Annotated in this window: 18 protein-coding genes; 2 read left to right on the top strand and 16 right to left on the bottom strand. The window is 63.2% G+C overall.

All coding sequences use genetic code 11. The features are described 5' to 3' along the window. Nucleotides 1–62 precede the first annotated feature (62 nt). From ACNAOU_RS23135 to ACNAOU_RS23165, 7 genes are all read right to left on the bottom strand, one after another. Nucleotides 63–3,290 (bottom strand): hypothetical protein, encoded by a 3,228-nt coding sequence (locus ACNAOU_RS23135; protein WP_422758844.1) that lies wholly within the window; start codon nt 3,288–3,290, stop codon nt 63–65. 81 nt (nt 3,291–3,371) lie between these two features. Next, nucleotides 3,372–3,863: an HAD domain-containing protein gene (locus ACNAOU_RS23140; RefSeq protein ID WP_422758845.1), complete on the bottom strand. Its 492-nt coding sequence runs from the start codon at nt 3,861–3,863 to the stop codon at nt 3,372–3,374. A gap of 32 nt (nt 3,864–3,895) precedes the next feature. Beyond that, on the bottom strand, nt 3,896–4,039 hold the full coding sequence (locus tag ACNAOU_RS23145; protein WP_422758846.1) for a hypothetical protein: 144 nt from the start codon (nt 4,037–4,039) through the stop codon (nt 3,896–3,898). A gap of 340 nt (nt 4,040–4,379) precedes the next feature. Next, nucleotides 4,380–5,351, bottom strand: coding sequence for an RNase H family protein (locus ACNAOU_RS23150; RefSeq protein ID WP_422758847.1), 972 nt, complete (start codon nt 5,349–5,351; stop codon nt 4,380–4,382). Continuing rightward, the gene (locus ACNAOU_RS23155; RefSeq protein WP_422758848.1) at nt 5,348–6,109 is read right to left on the bottom strand and encodes a hypothetical protein; all 762 of its coding nucleotides are present in this window, start codon (nt 6,107–6,109) and stop codon (nt 5,348–5,350) included. Before ACNAOU_RS23155 ends, ACNAOU_RS23150 begins: the two co-directional genes overlap by 4 nt. Beyond that, nucleotides 6,102–7,448: a DUF2201 family putative metallopeptidase gene (locus ACNAOU_RS23160; protein ID WP_422758849.1), complete on the bottom strand. Its 1,347-nt coding sequence runs from the start codon at nt 7,446–7,448 to the stop codon at nt 6,102–6,104. Before ACNAOU_RS23160 ends, ACNAOU_RS23155 begins: the two co-directional genes overlap by 8 nt. A gap of 250 nt (nt 7,449–7,698) precedes the next feature. After that, nucleotides 7,699–8,805 carry a hypothetical protein gene (locus ACNAOU_RS23165; RefSeq protein ID WP_422758850.1) on the bottom strand — a complete coding sequence of 369 codons (1,107 nt, stop codon included), beginning with the start codon at nt 8,803–8,805 and terminating at the stop codon, nt 7,699–7,701. Nucleotides 8,806–9,388: 583 nt separating this feature from the next. Here ACNAOU_RS23165 and ACNAOU_RS23170 point away from each other — a divergent pair. Both ACNAOU_RS23170 and ACNAOU_RS23175 read left to right on the top strand, forming a co-directional pair. After that, the gene (locus ACNAOU_RS23170; RefSeq protein ID WP_422758851.1) at nt 9,389–10,681 is read left to right on the top strand and encodes an AAA family ATPase; all 1,293 of its coding nucleotides are present in this window, start codon (nt 9,389–9,391) and stop codon (nt 10,679–10,681) included. Between the two features lie 73 nt (nt 10,682–10,754). Continuing rightward, nucleotides 10,755–11,162 carry a hypothetical protein gene (locus ACNAOU_RS23175; protein ID WP_422758852.1) on the top strand — a complete coding sequence of 136 codons (408 nt, stop codon included), beginning with the start codon at nt 10,755–10,757 and terminating at the stop codon, nt 11,160–11,162. A gap of 106 nt (nt 11,163–11,268) precedes the next feature. Here ACNAOU_RS23175 and ACNAOU_RS23180 read toward each other — a convergent pair whose 3' ends face one another. The 9 genes from ACNAOU_RS23180 to ACNAOU_RS23220 all read right to left on the bottom strand — a co-directional run bounded on the left by ACNAOU_RS23180 (nt 11,269) and on the right by ACNAOU_RS23220 (nt 18,231). After that, nucleotides 11,269–11,448: a hypothetical protein gene (locus tag ACNAOU_RS23180; RefSeq protein WP_422758853.1), complete on the bottom strand. Its 180-nt coding sequence runs from the start codon at nt 11,446–11,448 to the stop codon at nt 11,269–11,271. A gap of 82 nt (nt 11,449–11,530) precedes the next feature. Continuing rightward, entirely contained in the window at nt 11,531–11,761 is a 231-nt protein-coding gene (locus ACNAOU_RS23185) for a hypothetical protein (protein ID WP_422758854.1), read from the bottom strand. 393 nt (nt 11,762–12,154) lie between these two features. Further along, nucleotides 12,155–12,487, bottom strand: a complete 333-nt coding sequence (locus tag ACNAOU_RS23190) for a hypothetical protein (RefSeq protein WP_422758855.1) — start codon at nt 12,485–12,487, stop codon at nt 12,155–12,157. A gap of 128 nt (nt 12,488–12,615) precedes the next feature. Beyond that, complete coding sequence (locus ACNAOU_RS23195; protein WP_422759253.1) at nt 12,616–12,996, bottom strand: SHOCT domain-containing protein; 381 nt, start codon at nt 12,994–12,996, stop codon at nt 12,616–12,618. A gap of 506 nt (nt 12,997–13,502) precedes the next feature. Continuing rightward, the gene (locus tag ACNAOU_RS23200; protein ID WP_422758856.1) at nt 13,503–14,954 is read right to left on the bottom strand and encodes a hypothetical protein; all 1,452 of its coding nucleotides are present in this window, start codon (nt 14,952–14,954) and stop codon (nt 13,503–13,505) included. Between the two features lie 142 nt (nt 14,955–15,096). Further along, nucleotides 15,097–16,089 carry an NYN domain-containing protein gene (locus tag ACNAOU_RS23205; RefSeq protein ID WP_422758857.1) on the bottom strand — a complete coding sequence of 331 codons (993 nt, stop codon included), beginning with the start codon at nt 16,087–16,089 and terminating at the stop codon, nt 15,097–15,099. Between the two features lie 201 nt (nt 16,090–16,290). After that, on the bottom strand, nt 16,291–16,605 hold the full coding sequence (locus ACNAOU_RS23210; RefSeq protein ID WP_422758858.1) for a hypothetical protein: 315 nt from the start codon (nt 16,603–16,605) through the stop codon (nt 16,291–16,293). Continuing rightward, a complete protein-coding gene (locus ACNAOU_RS23215) occupies nt 16,598–16,873 on the bottom strand; it encodes a hypothetical protein (RefSeq protein ID WP_422758859.1) in 276 nt (91 codons plus the stop codon). The genes ACNAOU_RS23210 and ACNAOU_RS23215 overlap by 8 nt, the downstream gene beginning before the upstream one ends. A gap of 410 nt (nt 16,874–17,283) precedes the next feature. Further along, entirely contained in the window at nt 17,284–18,231 is a 948-nt protein-coding gene (locus tag ACNAOU_RS23220; protein WP_422758860.1) for a tetratricopeptide repeat protein, read from the bottom strand. Nucleotides 18,232–18,685 lie beyond the last annotated feature (454 nt).

Raw genomic sequence — 18,685 nt, forward strand, 5'->3', positions numbered from 1 at the left:
CGGCTTCTTCCAGCATTTTGGCCGTCAGCGCAACGCTCCGAAAGGCGGCCTCGGTGGCAATCCTACGTGTGCGGAAGGCCTGCTCCGCCGCCCAAAGCCAGACCAGCCGTCCCGCTGCCAAGGGCACCGCGGGACTGCGAATATCCGGAGGCCACGAAGCGGACAAGGGGACTGCTGTCCTGTGCCAAGGCGTCAAGGACGTCCCGTGGAACGCCAGGGTTCATGGCAACGTGAATTGCCAGGTCGACGCTCCGGCCTGCGAGTTCTACCAGCAATTCCCGAGGCGTTGCACCGTTGAACGCGACTGCCTGGCGGACCTGAGCGTCGGTGTCGCCGGCTAGCGACGTCAGGACGGCGACCGGGGTGTTCGGGTTGGCCGCGACAGCACGGCGCACCTGGGCGCTCCTTCGTTCGCCCCCAAGCATTGTCAGCAAGTCGGCACCGGCAGCCCAACTGAAGGCCACGCTTTCGCGCACCTTCGCGCTCCTATCCGCCACCATCCGCTCCAGGGCTGCCCGGTCGGGTCCTGTCTGCTCAGCGGAGAATTCCAGCTCGGCTTCGGCTTCGCGAACGAGTTCCTCCGGCGCTGAAGGGTTCTTTCGCGCTGCAGCCCTCACGCTTTCGGCCGGGTCATCCAGCAGGACTGCCAAGGTGGACTGCGGAAGGCGTCGGTTCCCGGCCGCAGTGGCGCGGACCCGAGGGTCCTCATCCTCAGCAAGCCGGTGAAGAAGGGGCGCTGGCATGCCCTCGTGGGCTGCGACCGCTGCCCGTACGCCTGGCTCGGGGTCCCCGGCGAGCTGCTCCATCACGGTGTATGGAGTCCTGCGGTTCGATGCGACCTCGGAGCGGACATGCTCGTCGGTGCTTCGGGCGAGCCGCGCCAAGGTCTTCTCTGCTGAACGTTCGTCACGGGCAACCATCAGTCGCATGTCAGGATCCCGCTTCCGGCTCTTCGACAGCCGGTCAAGGGCCTCTTCGACCACGCCTGCCGGCAGGCCGACGTCCACCCGGTCCCCGATCAGCCCAAGCACTTCGAGCAGGTCCTCGTCGACGTCGGTTATCAGCAGGGATTCTGCGATGGAGCGTGCCAGTTCGAGAGGGCACGCCGGGTTGGACAGTACGGCGAGTCTCACGTCTCTCTGACGGTCCCCTGACAGGCGGGTGAGGGCAGATGGTGGTGTCGCATGATGCGCTGCGACCGCTGCCCGCACGCCGGCGTCTCTGTCCGAGGCCAACTCGATCAGGGAAGCTTCCGGCGCGGAAACCAGGGACGCAAGCCTGGCCCGCGCCGCGGCGGACTTGCTGGTCTGCAGGGACCGGATGATCCCTGCACGATCGTTTGCCGTCAGGGCCGGGTTTTCGGCCAGGTTGGCCAGTACTTCCGGTGTGGACCCCTCGATGAGGGCCATCAGGGTGCCGTATGGTGCCGCCGGGTGCGCGGCAAGAACGCGGAGCGTCTGCTGGTCATATTCGTTGGCCGTGTAAGGCCAGTCCCGCCGGGCGCCCAGACCGGCAGTGCGGAACTGCAGCCTCGCGTCCCTGGATGTACCGAGCTCGGCGAGCAAGGCGGTAAGGTCCTCGCCTCGCTGCCAGACAGTACGTTCCAGCGTCAACCAACGGACCTCGGGATCCGCGTCACTCAGCAGGCTGGTACGCACGTCAGGGTCTGAGAGGGAGAGCTCTCTGGCGGCAGCCCTCCGCACCCAGGCCGGGCGGTCGGCACGGATCAGATCGGCCACAACGTAGTCCGGGAGACCATCCCTCATCCACTCCCCGGCGGTAAGTGATCGGCCGGTCTTCCAACCCCAGATAGAGCTCGCCAAGGGTATCGGCAGCCGGCCTCCGCCTTCAGCCAAGTGCAGGAAGTCCCAGAACCACCTCGTGTCCAGAGAGGATTCATCCCGGTGCTGGTTGATTCGGATGCTGCCCACTTCGACCGCTGCACCACCCCGAGTACCGGACGTCGTCCGGGCACCCACATTTTCGGCATCGGACAGTTGGGTAATCTGAGCGCCGTCGTGGCGGCCGTCGGTCGTCACGGCTTTCAACAACGGCCGGGGAGCGCGGGGGTTCTCCTTAGCTGCTCGCCTGACGGCCACGCTGCGGTCACCGGCCAGGGCCTCCAGCACGTCCTCGGGTGCATTCCGGTTGGAGGCCACCCCTCGGCGCACCAGCCAGCGGGTATCACCGGCCAACGTCCGTACGGTTGGTTCTGGTGTTGACTCGTTCCGGCCCACGCGTCCACGGATGTCCGGGTCCTCGTTGGACGCGAGTTTGTCCAGCATGTCGAACGGCGTGTGCCGGTTGTCGGCGAGAAGCTGGTGCAGTCGCCTCTCCGGCACCGGCTCAGGCCGGGCAAGCTGTGTCCTCGCGGTCGCTTTGATGAACCCGTCCCGCAGGGATGGCAGCAGCTCCTCTGAGTTCCCACCCAGGAGATGGGTAAGGTTCCATGTGGGCATAAGCCGCTGGCGCGGGAGCCAGATTCCGACGCGCCGGATCCCGAGGCTGTCGTCGGTGTCGAGCATGACGTAGCCGAGCAGCTGGCGCAGGAAGTCCCTGAGTTTACCAATCGTCAGGGCGCTGTAAACCTTGCAATCGATGAGGGTGTCGCCGATCATCCAGTCAGCGTCGGCGCCCCCGACGAGCGGGGACCCGCTGAACTGCGGGTTGGGTTCGTAGCGGACACCCGCGGCGATCTGATCCTGCCAGGCTTCCAACTGGTCACCGTTCGACGCCACCAGCGACCTGAGGTTGGCCAGCGCCCGCGGATCTACCTTGTCGGCGAATGATTGTCCGTCCATGACCTGGTCACAGAGCATTCCCAATGAGCCGTTCATTGCCGTGGCGCCCGTCCGCGCCACCTGCTCGCAGTACGCCAGCATGATTGCCGCACGGTCTGAGTTCGAGTCGTTTCGGGGTTCCTGCAGCAGCATGCTTGCCACGTCGAAGGCTTCAGCAAGGACCCGTGTGCGGTGTCCGCCGTTCTCAACCGAGGCAGCAATGGAAGGCAGCAGGGCAACGCCAGCGGCTGCCACAGAATGACGGGGATCAAGCCCGCCAAGCTCGATACGAGCCCGAAAATCGAAAGCGGTTCCAGCCAGTCGAGGGTCCGCACCTGGAAACGGAGACACCACCGCCCTGCTGCTGGCGACCTCCGACAGCCCCAAAGCCTCCGCGGCAGCTCTGGCGCCGGCGCTGTGACCGGCGGAGGCTTCAAGAAGCGGTGATATGCGGTCCAGGTAGGCACGCTCCGGCGACTGCGGGTCCTGGAGAAGCGATGTAAGGCTCATTGTCTGACACTCTATCTGTGAGCGCTCTCGCGCCGGACTCATCGGAAACCATTCTGTCGCCCCTGGGGCTCCTTGGTCGTCCTAGGCGCCGCGGCTCCTGAAAGCCTCGATCTGCTCCACGTGTTCCTCGGTCAGACCCACTGCTGGGTCGGGTCGCACGAGACACACCGGTTGGTCATGGTCCTCTGCCCAAGCCACGGAGTCGGAACCCAAGACGTCATCGATCCAGACGACCGAGTCCCAGTCCGCTTCCCCCGCAGCATCCATCCTGACCAGCCAGCGTTGGACGCTGCGCAGCTTCGGGGTGGGTACGTCACCCTCAGCCTGCCGGAAAACTATGGGCGCCCGCAGGGGCATGGCGCCCAATTCCAACTGTGACTCCAGGCTGGCCACCATGTCCGCAGGCCAGGTCGAGACCCAGGCGATTCGGCCGCTGCCTGCAAGGCGGCGGACCAGGGATCGCTTCGTGTCCGACAATCGAGGCAGCGGCCTCTCGCTCCCCCGCTGAGGAACCAGAGCCGGGTTGAGGACCCCGTCGATGTCGAGCAGGATCACCGGTTTCAAAAGATTCATCGACCCACCCTCAATGTTTACGCCGCTCCGTTCTACAAGGTACGGATCACGATTAGTTTGAACCCTTCGGGGACCTTGCCTTCCAGCTCAGCTTTCGCTTCCTCGTACGTATTCCCCGCCGCGGTGATGCGGTCTGTTGCCCCGTCAGGCCCTTCGATGGTTCCAGTAATTTCCACCCCCATACTTTAGCGGTGCCGCTCGACCGCTCCTGTGGCGGCACGTCCTGCGCCTGGTCAGCCACACCAGCTGCTGTCCGATACCAAGGCCCGACATCAGAATCTCACACGTCCACGGGGGCATTCAGGGCGCTTCAGCACTTTCTGCCGCCCCTGCCCCCCCCCTCTCAAGTGCAACCGACATGGCCGGGCCGACAACGCGGCGTGTGCAGTTGCTAGCAGCATCCTACGTTTCCTTCACGAGACAGGGGGCGGTGGTCTTCTACCGGGGAACATGCGTAGTTTCCGAGCCTTGCGGTGTCAGTGCGGTGCCCTGATCTTTGGAAACGGGCCCTTGCCTTTAGGACGCTGCCTTCATATGGGTGCGCTGGCCGGCGAGCCATTCGCCTATCTGGGCGCCCTTGGCGTCCTGGCGGATCGAGGCGATCATCCGAGCGTTCGTCACGTCGTCGACGCCCATCTCCCGGTTCCTGCGGGCCAGCACGGCCAGCCGGTCAGCCAGCTCGTTGAGCGGGTGGCCGTTGTGGCCACGGACCCACTCGTAGGAAATGTTCACGCCGCGTGCCGAACCTAGGATGCGCTTGCACTCTGCGACCGAGTCGGTGTCGTCGAACGGTTGCAGGTGGCCGGTGGCAACGCGCTCCAGGACGTCCAGTGCCGCCTTGGAGTCGGTGAGGACCTTCAAGTCACCCACGCCTTCGCGCAGGACCGGGTGGTGACCCAGAGTGGACTGCAGCCCACGGCGGATGGCCGCGAGTTCGCCGGCCCGGATGCCGCCGTGGGTGGACACGGACGTGTAGGCGCCCAGGATCGGGTCCGCGCCGTTCGAGTAGGCCAGGACGTAACCGCACCCGTTCACGGACTTGCCGCGGCCGCGGGAGGAATCGCAGGCAAGGACGAGACCGGAGACCAGTCCGCGTTCGACTTCGGCAACGGCTTCGCGGGCTGCGGCCAGCGCGGCCGGCGGCGCCGTCAGGTCGGTGACGGGCAGATCGGACTTTGCGCGCAGCAGCTCCGCCGTGGCCCAGTCGCTGGTGAAGACCTGGGATGGCGTTTCCCCGGTGCGCTTGGCGATCCGTGCGACAGCCTGGCTGATCTGGGCGGCAAGCTCCCGGTTGGAGGGGTTGGTCGCCTGTCCATCGCCAGGGCCGGAGACGATGAAGTCTTTGCCGTCGATGATGGTGTGCACGGCCCAGCGGCACAGGTTTGGCTGGCGGTCCACCAGGACAGTCACACCATGGCGTTCATTCACGGCCACGAGGGCCGGGACGAACCGGGACATCGGCGGTGCCGGCATGGGAACGGCGGTCACTTGGCACCTCCGGCGATGTCTTTGAGGGTGATCGGCTTCAGGCTGGATTCGATGCGTTCCTGGTGCTCCGGCATGGAGGTCACGAACGCCACCAGCTCGGCCGGCGATTCGAAGTCCTGGTTCTGCAGTTCGTGCATTGCGTGGTGGACGCGCTGCTCAAGGGAGGGCATGACGGCGAAGACATCGGCGGCCCGATTGATCAGGTCTGCATCCGGGTAGGCGTTGCCGACGTCGATCTTGAACATGCCAATGGGCTCGAACGGGCTGGCTCCTCGCAGCACGCGGGTCCAGATTTCGGCCCGGCGGGCCCATTCGGCCGTCGAGACTCCGGTCGGGCGCTGCCGTTCGGTGTCTTCCTCGTTCCAGTACGGGTAGTAGTCGCCCAGTTCCAGTTCATCAATCTCGGTGGCCAACGCCGGGTGCCTGGGGAACATCAGCGCGTACAGCCCGCCGGTTTCGGGGTCGTCGGAGACCGCCACGGTGACGGTGTTCAGGTGGCAGGAGTGTTCGCCGGCGAGGATCTGGCCGACGTGGACGGCCTGGGCCTGGACCGCGTCGAAGATAACCGACTCCGGCCGGGGAGTCCCTGCCAGGTCGGCTGCATCCACGGTCTTGGCGATAAACTCGGCCACCTGCTCGATTTCGATGCGGTCCCGGACCGGCGCCAGCGCGGTGCGGAGGCGCTCGGCCAGGGCCAGCAGGTCAGTGCCCGGGTGCAGGCGGTAGCCGTGCGGGACATTCAACTCGAAATCAGTCATTGTCCTTGACCTCCACCAGATGCGCCCATTCGGGAACGTTGTCGATCCAGTGCTGGGACGTGACGTTGACGAGCAGGATGATCACCGGGACGGCGGGGCGTTCTGTCGGCCACCAGGTTTCACCGTCGGTGGCGATGATGATGGCCGAGGGCTTCTTCGGCAGGGACAGTGCGTGCTCGATGGCCTCGCCCATGTCGGTGCCGCCGCGTCCGGCGATCTCCGTGATGGAGTCCTTGCCGGTGAACTTCTTCGACTGGTGGACCATCGTGTCAATGTCCGAGACGATCAGGTCGTCGCCCTTGATGCTGAGCTTGCGGGCAATGGCGATGACTTCATTGGTCGCAACGGCGAGGTCGTGGTCGCTGACCGATCCGGACGTGTCCCGGTAGAAGTGGATCGACGGGATCGGCTTGATGTAGCCGGGGGCGATCACCTTGCCGATGATGCGGCCCTTGCTGTCGGACATGGTTTCGTTCATCCGGCGGCGGTTCCGGCGCTTGTAGGTCGCGTCGTGGTAGCCGGACTTGTGGGCAACGGCACGGCGGACGTGGGAGGCCAGGACGCGCTCCCATGGCGTCTTGGACGGGGTGAGAATCTCGTCGATGATCTGCGCGATACCACCGGGGACAGAACCGATGCCGTGCTGTTCCTGGTGCTGGCGGACAGCGGAGGCCGTGGCGATGCGGACCAGGTTCTTCTCGATTGCGGAAGCCGCTTCGGCCTTGCCGCCCATGGTTTCGTCGTCACCGAGTTCGTGACCGCCCTTGCGGCCACCCGCCCCGGAGCCACAGCCCTTCACCGGGGTCTGCTGACCCTGGCCGGACTGACCGGAACCGGGCTGGCCCTGGCCGCCCTGCTGGCCCTGCTGGGGCTTGGGCTTGTTGCCCTGCTTCTTCCGCAGAACTTCCATGTAGTGCAGTGGGGTCTGGTAGTCCGGCTCACCGATCATCGAGGCGAACACGCCGTGCTTGGCGAGGGCGTCGCACCCGGCGTCGCGCAGGTCATCGTTAATCGCGAGATCTCCGGCTACGTTCCACATTTCGTGCTCGTCGTCCGAGACACCGGCCAGCTCGGCGAGAGCTGCATGCTCGGCCAGCAGATGGGAACACTCGTGCAGCAGAGCCTCGGCACCGAACTGGGCACCCATCGGAATGACCTTGTCGAAGTTGATGTAGCAACGGTGACCAGGGTCCACACCGAAGGTATCCACGGCCTGTGAGTTGACCGGGCGGAGGGAAAACATCAGTGAGCCCATGTAGGGCATGATCTGCAGTGCCGTGGCACGCCAGGCCTGAAAATGCAGCATCTGTTCGTCTGTGGGAGCGGCGAGGTTTCTCATGGCCATAATGTGTGCGGCATCGGGTAAGCGCCTCTCCACCCGTGCTGCGGAGTCCGGCTACTCCTGCCAGCGCACAACTGGCCTTCTGACGGGGAGCCCGCCGGTGGGGTCGTCGTGTTTCAGGACAATCTCCGGGATTGCCAGGACCGAAGGGACGGTCTTCTTTTTCATGGTGTTGCTTCCGTAAAGAACCCCGCCCCTGCTGGTGGGTTATGACAGCCGGTGGCAGGGGCGGGGTGGTCAGTGGGGATTAGTCGGTCGTCGGGGCTCCGGCGAGCATGACGTCCAGGGGCACGTCGCGGCCGGTGACCTTCTGCACGTCGTCGCCGAGCCAGCGCTTGTTCTTGGGTCCGGCGCCGAAGGATTCAAAGACGCCGTCCACGGCGTACAGCCTTGCTTCGAGCTTCCGGGCCTTGGATACCATCAGCAGCCCTGCCCCGCGTGCTGAGGGTTGGGAGAACACCGCGTGCAGGGCACCGTCGCCGAAGCGGAGAGCGCGGAGGTCAACTTCGACCATTTCCTTGCCGTCGGTAAGGCGCACCTTCTTGCCTTCCTTGAGCTTGAACGGGGAGGACACCGACGCGGAGAACTCGCGGGAGTCCGAGTTCATCGGCACGATACGGCACGCCTGGCCGTCGATAACGTGCATTTCGAGCAGGCCGGGGTCGATGGTCCGCAGACCGTTGGCTTTGGCGGAGTAGCCTTCCAGCATCGAGTACACGTAGCAGTCGTTGGAGATGCCGCCCCAGGCTGCCTGCTCCATGATCTTGCGCTCCATTTCCTCCATGGACTTGACCGCGAGCTCGTATTTGAGGGCTGCAGGCTTTGCGCCGGCCTCCGCGAGGGCAATGAGGGAGCGCATCGTGAAGGTGATGGAGGGGCCCTTGACGCCGAAGGCATCGGCCCAGTCATCGAGGCTGGTTTCGTTCAGGGTGTCCGGAAGCCAGTAGCGGTAACCGAGAAACTCGGTCAGTACCGGCAGTTTCAGGGACACCGGCAGTCCCCGGCTGATGCGCAGCCGCCGCCCGAGTGCCTTGAAATCGTTGGACGGCAGGTTGTCCGCCATGACCAGGACTTTCGCCCAGGTCTTGGCGTCGGAGACGACAGTGCTGGCCATCGGATCGATAAGGGCCTTCTCGAGCAGGTCCGGGGTCAGCGGCACGGCGGGCGCTTTCAGGGCTTGGTATTGCAGGCCTTTACCGCGGGAGTAGATCATGCCGGTGGCCGGAAGGCCCAGGCCGGGGAAGTCGGAACGGTCACCGGGACGTCCGTCGACGGTTGCCTTGGCGCGGGCGTCTGCACGGTAGGCGACGAGAATGTCTTTAGGGGAAGTGGGGGCTGTAGCAATGGCTGTCATGACTCTTATGTGTGCGGCGGCGTCCGGCCCGCTCACCGGTGCCGCGGCCAGGATCCGGGCCTGAACACGGCTTGGGCCACCCCACCGGGCTGTTCAAACAAACCCGCCGAAAACCCGCCGACTGGCCGGGCGGGAAAATCCCCGGAATGGCGGGGAATATAGGGCCCCTTACTACTACTACTCTACTTAAACGACTTAAAAGATAGATATATATAAGGGGCCGCTAGTTCTCTCCCTAAGAGGCTCCTGCTTTCTAGTAAGAGAGCACTTTTCTTCCATATAAGTCCGTACCTCCCGCGGCGTTGTAGGTCGAGTGAGGTCCCGACGGACAACAAAAACCGCGCCAGTGCTGGGATCCGGGGCCGTTTTCCCGCTCTACCACCGGTAGGTTCGTCCTGGAATTTGAGTGTAGATCCGGCGGGGCTGCCCTTTGGCATAAAGCGGTGAGAGACGGGCTGTTTTAATCCACGTGATAACCTGAGGAACGACACCGGCCTCTTAGAGACGATGGTTATCACGTGAGGTCCTGACCAGGACCCGTGGCCTGGTGAGGGCTTTCAAATTCTCCGCACACATGAGGGGCATGACTTCCCTCGGAATTGATCTCGCAGACCTCGGCATCGCGCCAATCAACGACGTGCCGGAGCAAACACCGGCCGAACCCGTCAACGACGGGCGCACCCTGGTTGTCGGCTCGACCCTCGCCAAGGCGCTCTACAGCGTGTGGTCCGGTGCCCCGATCACGATTGTTGACTCCCCTCCCGGTGCCGGCAAGACCACCCTAGTGGCCCAGGCTGTTGCGTACCTGCGGGAGCGGTCCAGCCTGAAGATCATCGTCGCGTGCGCCACCCGCCGCGCCGCCTATGACATTGCCGAGCGGATCGCCGCCGAACTGGGGCCGGACAAGGACGGCCACCCGCAGGTTGCCCTGGCGGTTTCCGGCATGGAGCCGCCTATCGGTGTTTCCCGTGGCGGTGCCGCCGCCGGTGGCAAGAACATCCCGGTTGTGCGCACCATCGCCTCCTGCAAGACGTCCAACCGCCCCATGTGCGACCTGATGATTATCGACGAGGCCTACCAGGCGACGTTCGCTGACGTGTCCAACGCCTCCGACGAAGCCCAGCAGCTCCTCATGGTCGGCGACCCCGGCCAGATCGGTCCCGTCGTGACCGCCGACGTGTCCGCGTTCCGCGGTCGTGAAACGGCTCCCCACATGCGGGCGCCGGAAGTCTTCGCGAAGATGAAGAACGCCGAAATCCACTCCCTGGACACCACCTACCGGCTCGGCCAGGAAACCGTGGACGCCATTGCTCCCCTTTATGGCTTCCCGTTCTCGTCCTCCCGACCGGACCGGTACCTGACCGACGAGGACGGCAACCGGGTCTCCGAAATCGTGCCGCTGCTGCTGGACCCGTCCCCGACGTTCGATCACCTGCCGACCCTGGTCAAGGTCGCCGAATACGCTGCCGGTCTGATCGGTGTGGAGCTTGTCGAGTTCGACGAGGACGACCAGCCGTTCACCCGCCCGCTGGTGGCCTCCGACATCGCCATCGTCGTCGCTCACAACGCCCAGGCCTCCGGCATCACCGCGATCCTGCGGACTCTGAAAGCCGAGGGCATCCACGTAGGCACTGCCGACAAGATGCAGGGCGGCCAGTGGCATGCGGTGGTCGCCATGGACCCGTTCATCGGTTACACCTCGGCAGGCTCCCACCAGCTCTCCCCCGGCCGCCTCTGCGTCATGGCGAGCCGGCACCAGACCCACATGACATGGGTACATGACGGCGACTGGGAGACAGCGTTGATGGACCCGGACATCGACCAGAACGAAGCAAGGCTCGGTCGCCGCGTCCGCATCGCACTGACCGCCGAGTAAGCCGAACACGCCAGTAGAGTCCCGGCCCGTACCAGCGGGCAGGGACTCTGCTGTTTCCGCACACATTTGGCCCATGACGAAGCATCTCTGGGAATATGAGCACCCGTACCATTGCGAGCATGGCAACTTCTACTCCCGCGGCCTGGCCACCGGGTACGAATCCTGGGCCGAGTTCACCCAGCCGGTGGAGTACGACCGGTCAGGGCCAAAGCTCACGCAGACAGGCACGCTGCTGCACAGCGGGGACCCGGACCTGAACTGCCTGTTCCGCTGGGACTGGCGGGCGATTCACCTGGAGTACCCGGAGGACTACCCCGACGGGGCCGAGCAGCATTACCTCGACCTGTTCTTCATGATGCAGGGCAAGCCGTACAACCAGTCCGTGCGGATTAAGGTGACCCCCGAGGATGAACCCGCGATCCGGGAGTGGCTGGCCGGCCGCGCCGAAACCATGCGCGCCATGTGGCAGCCGTTCCTGTAAGACCCAGCCAGAAGTAAAGCCCCTCAGCCCACGACTACGGGGCTTTTTCTGAACCCGGGCACAGGAAAGGCGGCACCAATCTGGTGCCGCCTTTTGGGGTTCCGAGCTACTTGACGATCCGCAGCTTCGGGCTGCGCAGCCGGAGCATGACCCCGGGCTGGAGGAGGAAGACAGATGGCAGGGCCATGAGGGCCAGCAGTGAAGCGCCGTTGAAGACTGGTTGGCTGATGCCGATGGTAAGGCAGGCTGCGAGGATCAGGATCTGGAGTGCTTTGCGGGTTCTCATGACCCTGATGTGTGCGGCGCCTCACACCTTCGTCACCGGCAATCTACATAGAACGCACGACCCTGTGCTCCCAGGGCATCCCTTACTGGAGCCGCTTGCTCTCCAGGATGTCGACTCTCCAGCGACTACCGACCCACTCCAGCCGGCATGTCCATCGATGCACTTCGCTGAGGCCCTCATAGACGATGTTTGTCTTGTAGAAGTCACCGACAAGAACGTCCGACTGGATGGTCTCCTTGCCGGCGCCGTGGGGCTGCTGAATGATTAGCTCCTTGCACGTCTTCAGCCCGTTTGCCTTTGTCTTCTCTGCCATCGGAGAAGTGGAAGACGGCGAGGGGTTAGAGGCGATGACCCACACCCATCCGGCTGAGACACCCAAGGCAACCAGAGTTCCGATCATGCCTTCATCGGGGCATCCAGCCGCTTTCGACGTTGGTCCTTCGGACCAAACCATGTCACTTCGCTCATTGGCACCTGCCGGAGGGGATCCTGTGCCGGTGTCCCCAGTTGTGGTTGCCTCGGTGGGATCGGCTGGCCAGTTGCCCGGTCGATGACCCGGACGCCTACCAGCTGTGTGAGGGGCAAGGTCTGCAACCACTGGCCGCCGTCCCAGTAGCTCGCGACGTCCGGCCGAGACCGATCCCAGTACCAGGCAGCGGAATTCATTTCGTCGCCCGGTTCTTGAAACCCGGACTGGGGGCGCCGGTCATGAAGTTCTGTCCTTGATGATCTGTTTCAGGGTCTCGTCATCGGGGCAAGGCTGGTCATCGAACGGACACCGCCCCTCGGCCAGGGACGCAGGACCACCGATAGCTTCGATGCACATCGTGCAGATCACGTGGGCTTCCATCATGATGGTCGGGTCAGGCTCTTCGTACCCGCAAGCAGCTTTCCGCCATTCCAGATCCCTGCAGCAAATCAGGTGTGCCAGTTCATCAGGATTTTCGTTCAGCTTGAACTTGGCCTCCCAAGCAGGCACCCGAACCAGCTCCATCGCCCCGCCATCAGCCAGCGTCGACGTGTCACTCTTTGTTTCCATGGCCTCCCCCATTCAAGCAACATCGTACCCAGCAGCGCGTAAGCCGCCGGGAGGAGCGAAAGCTGTCAAGTGGCCGAGTCGACCCGTAGCGGAGCCCAGAAGCGTTCCTGAGCTCGGCATGAGACTGTCTAGGCTCTGTGTTCGAGCAGCTTGGCCTTCTGCGTGGCAAACTCCTCGTGGGTCAGAAGGCCCCGGTCCATCAACGCCGCGAGTCGCTCAAGCTCGTCTGCGACGCCCGCTCCCGCCGACGGGGTAGCCGGCCGTCGTCCAAGGACGGACCTCAAGACGAGCCCAAGAATGACAATCGCGGCCCCGAAGGCCATGATGCCCCAGTAGATGCCTGACTGCTGCGCGGCCGCGAACTGGCACTGCTCCATGTAGTTGGATTTGATTCCAGTCGCAGTGGCCTTTGCGATGTCATAGCCTGCAGCGGAAATTTGGGAGGTAAATGCCCCCGAGCAGTTCGGGCCGACAGGGACCGAGTAGCCAAGCACGACTCCCAAGGCCATTACGGCCAAACCCAGAACATACGGCCAGACAAGCTTCTTCCCGTGGGTGTCCTGAGCTAGTGGGGAGCCCGCTCCGGAAGGACTCGACACAGAAATCCGACCAAGCTTTCGGCGACTTTTCACACCAAGCACAATCCAGGCGAGACCAACGGCAAAGACAACACTCCCGCAGATGACTACAGTCCACCAGACGGGCGCCAATTTATCCGCGTTGACGTGACAGGTCGTCAAAGCTGCCATTGCCGTCATGCCGTCGGGGGCATCCTTGGACGCCTTCTGAAGTCCAAAGGCACCAGCACAGTAAATGCCAACCGGCACAAGATAGCCAGCAGCCAAGCCGACAGCGGCAGTGATGAAGCCGGCGGCGGTGACAATCAAACGAAGCTTGTTCAGCTGGTCCCCCAAAGAATGAAATAAGCAGTGAGCTTGGCATAGCCTATGCCAGCCAGCCCGAAACCAGCAGGATCATCCACCTGGCGCCGAGTTCTGGCGACATGGATGTCCCTTTAGTGCTCTCGCCGGTCGTCGACTTGGGTGTTCCAGATGAGGTGTTCTTGATCCTGGATGATTTTGCGGATCTCCCAGGCACAGCTGTGATTGCGTCGGTCGTACTTGTGGGTTCTCTCTTTCGGGGAATCCGCGCTTGATTGTTTTTCCCAGTCCACAAGTTGTTGAGTGATTCGCAGGTCGGTGACATCGCGGACCATTTTGTCGATGGCCAGCGTTCTGTAGACCTGGTCCGAGGTCACGTCGAACGGGTACAGGCCATGTTCTTTGTACAGGCTACGGATGATGCCCATCTGCTTCCGGTTTGGGTAGAACTCGGAAATGGACCTGCCATTGGCCTGAGTCCACTGAAGCACAGCGAACGCAGCAACGTATTCCCGGATCTCCGGCGGCGCCTCGAGCAGTGGTGGCGCGGCACTGACGCTGATACTTTCGCTACCTGTCCCACCCGTGGAATAGGTGGGAGAGGCGAGGACGCCGTACTCCTCCAGCCCTTCGCTCAGCCATGCCGAGGCAGGGTAGCTGCTGTAGCGTTGAACGCTCTCTTCAAACTCCTTCAGGGCTCCGTCCCACGGTGTGGGCTTACGGAACGGTTTATGGCCCAGAGCAGGGTAAACAGTGTCGGGGTGCGGGTTTACAGGGCCCAGTGGGTAGAGCGTATTACCAACAACGGGATCATCAACCCTGGGGTGGTCGAGGTCCTCGTACCCTGCCCTGGCCTCAGCAAGGGTGTACCTTTTTGCCCCGGGCTCGTCCTCCGTTGGCTGGTGAAGGGCTTCGATGATGAATGCCCGCCCGTTCGGTACGTAGAAGTCTTCTTCGAAGGGATCGAGGCCCAGGTTCCTGCAGATGTCGACCAGTGTCTTGTGGGGGAAACAGTCCGAGGCCCGTGGAAGCAGGTATTGCTCCGTGTCCTCGAAGTCGTACGGTTGTCCGTTTTCGGCGAATTTCCAAGGCTCGGAGTTGTACAAACTGAGAAACCTGCGAAGGCCGGCCTCTTCAAAGGTGATCAGGGTGCGACCACCCCATCGTCCTCGCGCCGGCTCATCCGGCATGCGCCTGAGGTTTTTCGGGACGTCCTCTACTTGAACAGTGGAAATTCCGCGGGCTGAGGCAAAGTGTTCTCCGAGGGGGCCGAGAACCGCGGTGTCGCGAGTGTTTTCCATGACGGCTGTCCACCCGGGATTTGCGGTCTCCAAGAGAAGCCAGCGGTGACCGTAACCCAGCGGCAACAACTCACTAAGCAACTCCCTCAGGGTTCCCCGGTGCTCAGTAACTCCGAAGCCGGCCAACGGCTGATGGTAGCTCTCTTGAGCCCACGTCCTCCACTCGTCAACCGCTTCATCAAGAGGCCGTTGCATGAAACCGATCTTGTTGGTCACCGGCGCCCATTCCCCGCCAAGCAGTAGCCTGGAGGCCAGTTTCTGGGCGGGACTCTGTTGTGGCGGCATAAGCGAGCTCCTTCGATTTGTCGGTGAAGCTGTCCGCTTCCCTGGCACTAATGTGTGCGGCGTGGATGGCACCCGTCGTCACGGTCGTCGAAGGGTGGCCATCCTGACTTGGAACAAGAACGATGCGGGGCGCGTCAGCCCCTCAGATGAGAGTGTCGAGTTTCTGCCAGAATGCCAAGCGCAAAGCTTTACGTACGCCTTGGAGATCCGTCTTGTATTCGCCGATCCTTTGAGCGCAGTCCTTCAGCAGCACGCGGTCTATTTCCACCGGCAATATGGGTCGGTCCGCCAGCAGCTCGTTCAGTTCGCCCTGGGTTATGGACCCGTACCAGCTGGAGGCGACGCTTTCCCCGACTTCCTGGGCGACGTCCAGGGGGCTTTCTTCGGTAATGATTGATGTCCCGCTGCCGCCGGAGCTGTACACCAGGGACGGCTCTGAACTCTGGTAGCGGACTCCGAGGTGGGGCGCGGGCCGGGACGGTGAGGAAGGCTTCCCCATGGGAATCCCCGGTTTTGGTACCGGCCGGGGAAGGTGCCCCGGAGTCGCGGCGGGCAGAGCCGCAGCCGGGCGGGGTGCTTCCTGGACGATGCGGGTGAAGCACGACGCAATCAGTTCCGCCGGCAAAGTGATGATGCTGTCCACGCGCAGGGCCAGGTGTTCGGCGACTGACATCACCCCGAGCCTGTGTCCGGAGTCGGCGACACCAACCAGGACAACTTTCATGCCCAGGTCCTGGGCTTCCTCGACTGCTTCGGCCAGGTCATCGTCGCCGGAGACCAGATAGGCGACAGAGGCCGCCCGGTTGCGGGCCACCCCGACCAGGTCCAGGCCCAGTTTCAGGTCCACGCCTTTCTGCTCACCGTTGAACGAGATCCGGCCGAGGCGGACTTTTACTCCCGGCAACAGGCCGATCTGTTTGTGCTGGTCGGTGAAAAGGGCGTCCTTGGAGGCGTCATACCAGTAGGTGCGGAGCACGTCGATGCCGGAATGGGCTTCAGTGCAATTGAGGATGCCTTCAATGAGCTTCTGGTAGTCGACACGGAACGCCGATCGAAGCGAGGTTCCCACCACTTGGGTGCCCCCGATAGCCAGAAGGAAACCTGCATCGACGAAGATTGCGCGCTGGGACACCATGGGCCGATCCTACCGGGTACGGCGACCGGATTTGCGGGATCGAAGCGGCGACTCCCAGCCGGGTCCAGAGGTAGCCGGTTGATCTGCCCTGGCTACTGACAGCGAATCCAGTTGATAGCGGAACCACCGGGACATAGCGTGGAACTGAAAGCCCGCCGGTCCCCCATCGGTGGGCTTTCTTGTGTCTTTGGTTCCGAACGCCTACACCTCCACTTCCGCCTGCTGCCGCAGTTTCTCAGCTTCGTCCTGGCTGTAGGGCGTGACCAGGGTCCACTCCCATCCCGCCCCGTAGTAATCGTCGAAGACGGCGATACGCGCGATGGGGAGTATCCGTCCCATCTCGGCCGGGGATAAGTCGGCACCGGCTTCCAGTTGCACCATGAGCGCCCGCCGCCACGTGCTGAAGGCAGCAGCGTCCCCAAAGCCCTGCCGGCGCGCGAAAGTGTCGGATGCTGTGGCGGGGCCTTCCCAGACGCCAAGTGCCTTATGCAGGAAGTCCCGCAGTTCCTTATCCAACAGTCTGGCCGGCCTGCCCATGGGTCTCAGTGGCGCCTGGTTTGAGCCTCAGGAGTCTGATGGTCTGCACGATGAGGCCGAACTGCAGGAACAGTATGAAGTACGGGAATCTGCCATTGACGGCGAGGGTGTCTGCAATGCTCAACAGATCTGACCCCAGGCTGATCACGGCGACGACCAGGGCAGCGATAAGAGGCACCGGGGAGGTGCCTCTGCGGGAGATGACGTTCCAGACTCCGACCCCGACCAGGGCCAGAATGAGAAGCACGACGAGGGCATCGGCTATGGCGGCTTCGCTTCTTTGGTCCGCTCTAAGGGTTTCAAGAAGGTACCCGTAGGCTGAGTACCCCAGATCATGCTGTTGATATTGAATCCGCCGACAATGAGAAGGGCGATTCCGGTGCCGGTTCGTCCCCTGCGAAGTCGTTTCGTGTCCGCCGTCGGCGCATCAGCTTTAGGTAAGTCACTTGGGTGCGGCAGTTGAAGGCTCATAGGGTTCCCTTGAAGAGTGCAGGGAGTACCCAATGTGCCCCCATCGGGAACAATGTAGCAGCCCGCCTCCGTGCTAAAGCACCGTGTGGGTCGTCATCCCGAAGGCTAGCCACACCGAAGTCGAGGCCAAGGACCTGGAGAAGGGGTCCTGGTGGAAGCCTGGCCCCGATTGGGTCCTGGTCCGCTTCACCACAGGAGTTCGAGGCTGACGACGTCAATGGCCGGCCTTGACCTGCGCCATTCATCCATCACTTGGTCCAGATCCGATTCGAAACCTGCCAAGCCCAGAACGGAGGCGTCTGACGCGGGCGCGGCGTGGTTGTGCCCTTCCCGCGGCGAGCCGTGAGAGCAGTCCGAACACATCATGCGTATTCCGGACCACTCGTCGAGGCCGATTCCCCGACGCGCGAGCGTATCCGCGAGTACCTGGAGGTCATCGCTGCCGGCACCGGTGATCTGGGCCTGCCAAGTGGGAATCTCGGAGGATTCGAGCCGCTCGAGCTCGTTGAACACTGACACCTCACGGCCCTCGTAGAGGCGGGTGCCTTGGGGTTCGCCGTCGTGTAGCAGAACGTCACGGAACCTGTGGCCCGATCCTGGCATGGGCACGCTCGTAATCACTGCGTGGGCAGGGCTCCTCCGCCAGCACCAAAGAACCTCGGTTTCGCCGACAGCGGGCAGCAACTGATGGGGCAGACTTGGCCTGTCCGGATTGATCCGTACCGGCGTCATCCCATAGTTGTCGTCGATGGGACCGGTCTCGTTGTCGAAGCCGGACAGACCGTATGCTGCCCACGCCGATCTGGCGGTGGCCCAATCCCCCAAGGCTGTGGCGGCGATGCCCAGATTCCAAGCTGCCGGGTTGGCGCCCCCGAACTCAGCGGCCTCCGTTTCGGTGAACAAAGCCAGTGCACGCTGATTGCGTTCGGCGCTCTGAGCCCAATTACCGCGCGCCTTCGACAGCAGACCTGCTTCGAACCAGCTAAAGAAGACCTCCGGAGCGACGTCGAGTAGTTCCGAAGCGAACCTCTCCGCGCTCACAGCGTCGTTTGCCTCGTTGGCGGCTTGCCAGTCGCTCCACACTTGGCGAGGTGCCCGCTTCTTCTTGAATCCTGACCACATGCGTCCGCTCATCCGACAAGTATGCACGCCGGACCGAGCCGACCAGAAACGTCGCAATATCCGTAGAAAACGCCCAAGGGCAGCTGTCCCTGGCTTGGGAAGCCCGCGGTATTCGAAGACGTCGACGCATGGCCGCGCTCGGGCATCGAGGACCTCATCGAGTACCACGGACGGACTGACCACGTACTCACTCGGCTACGAAACGGGGGCAGGCGATGCTCCTACCGCGCCTTCTTGCTGGACGGGTGGTCTTTAAAGTGCGTGAGCGATCGACGTAGCAGCTACACGAGAGACACATTCACGAAGCCCGTCCCCACCAGCGATAGCAGCACTCCAAAAAATCCGAAGTACATCCGCAATAGGGTGCCCAGCCATGAATCTTCGGTCGTGAATTTACTACTTCAGCCAACGCCGACGCAGACCCTTTGTAGTTTGAGGCGAGAACAAGACCGAGGCAAAGGGCCGC

Source organism: Paenarthrobacter sp. C1 (genome assembly GCF_049315185.1).
Taxonomy (GTDB): Bacteria; Actinomycetota; Actinomycetes; order Actinomycetales; family Micrococcaceae; genus Arthrobacter; species Arthrobacter nicotinovorans.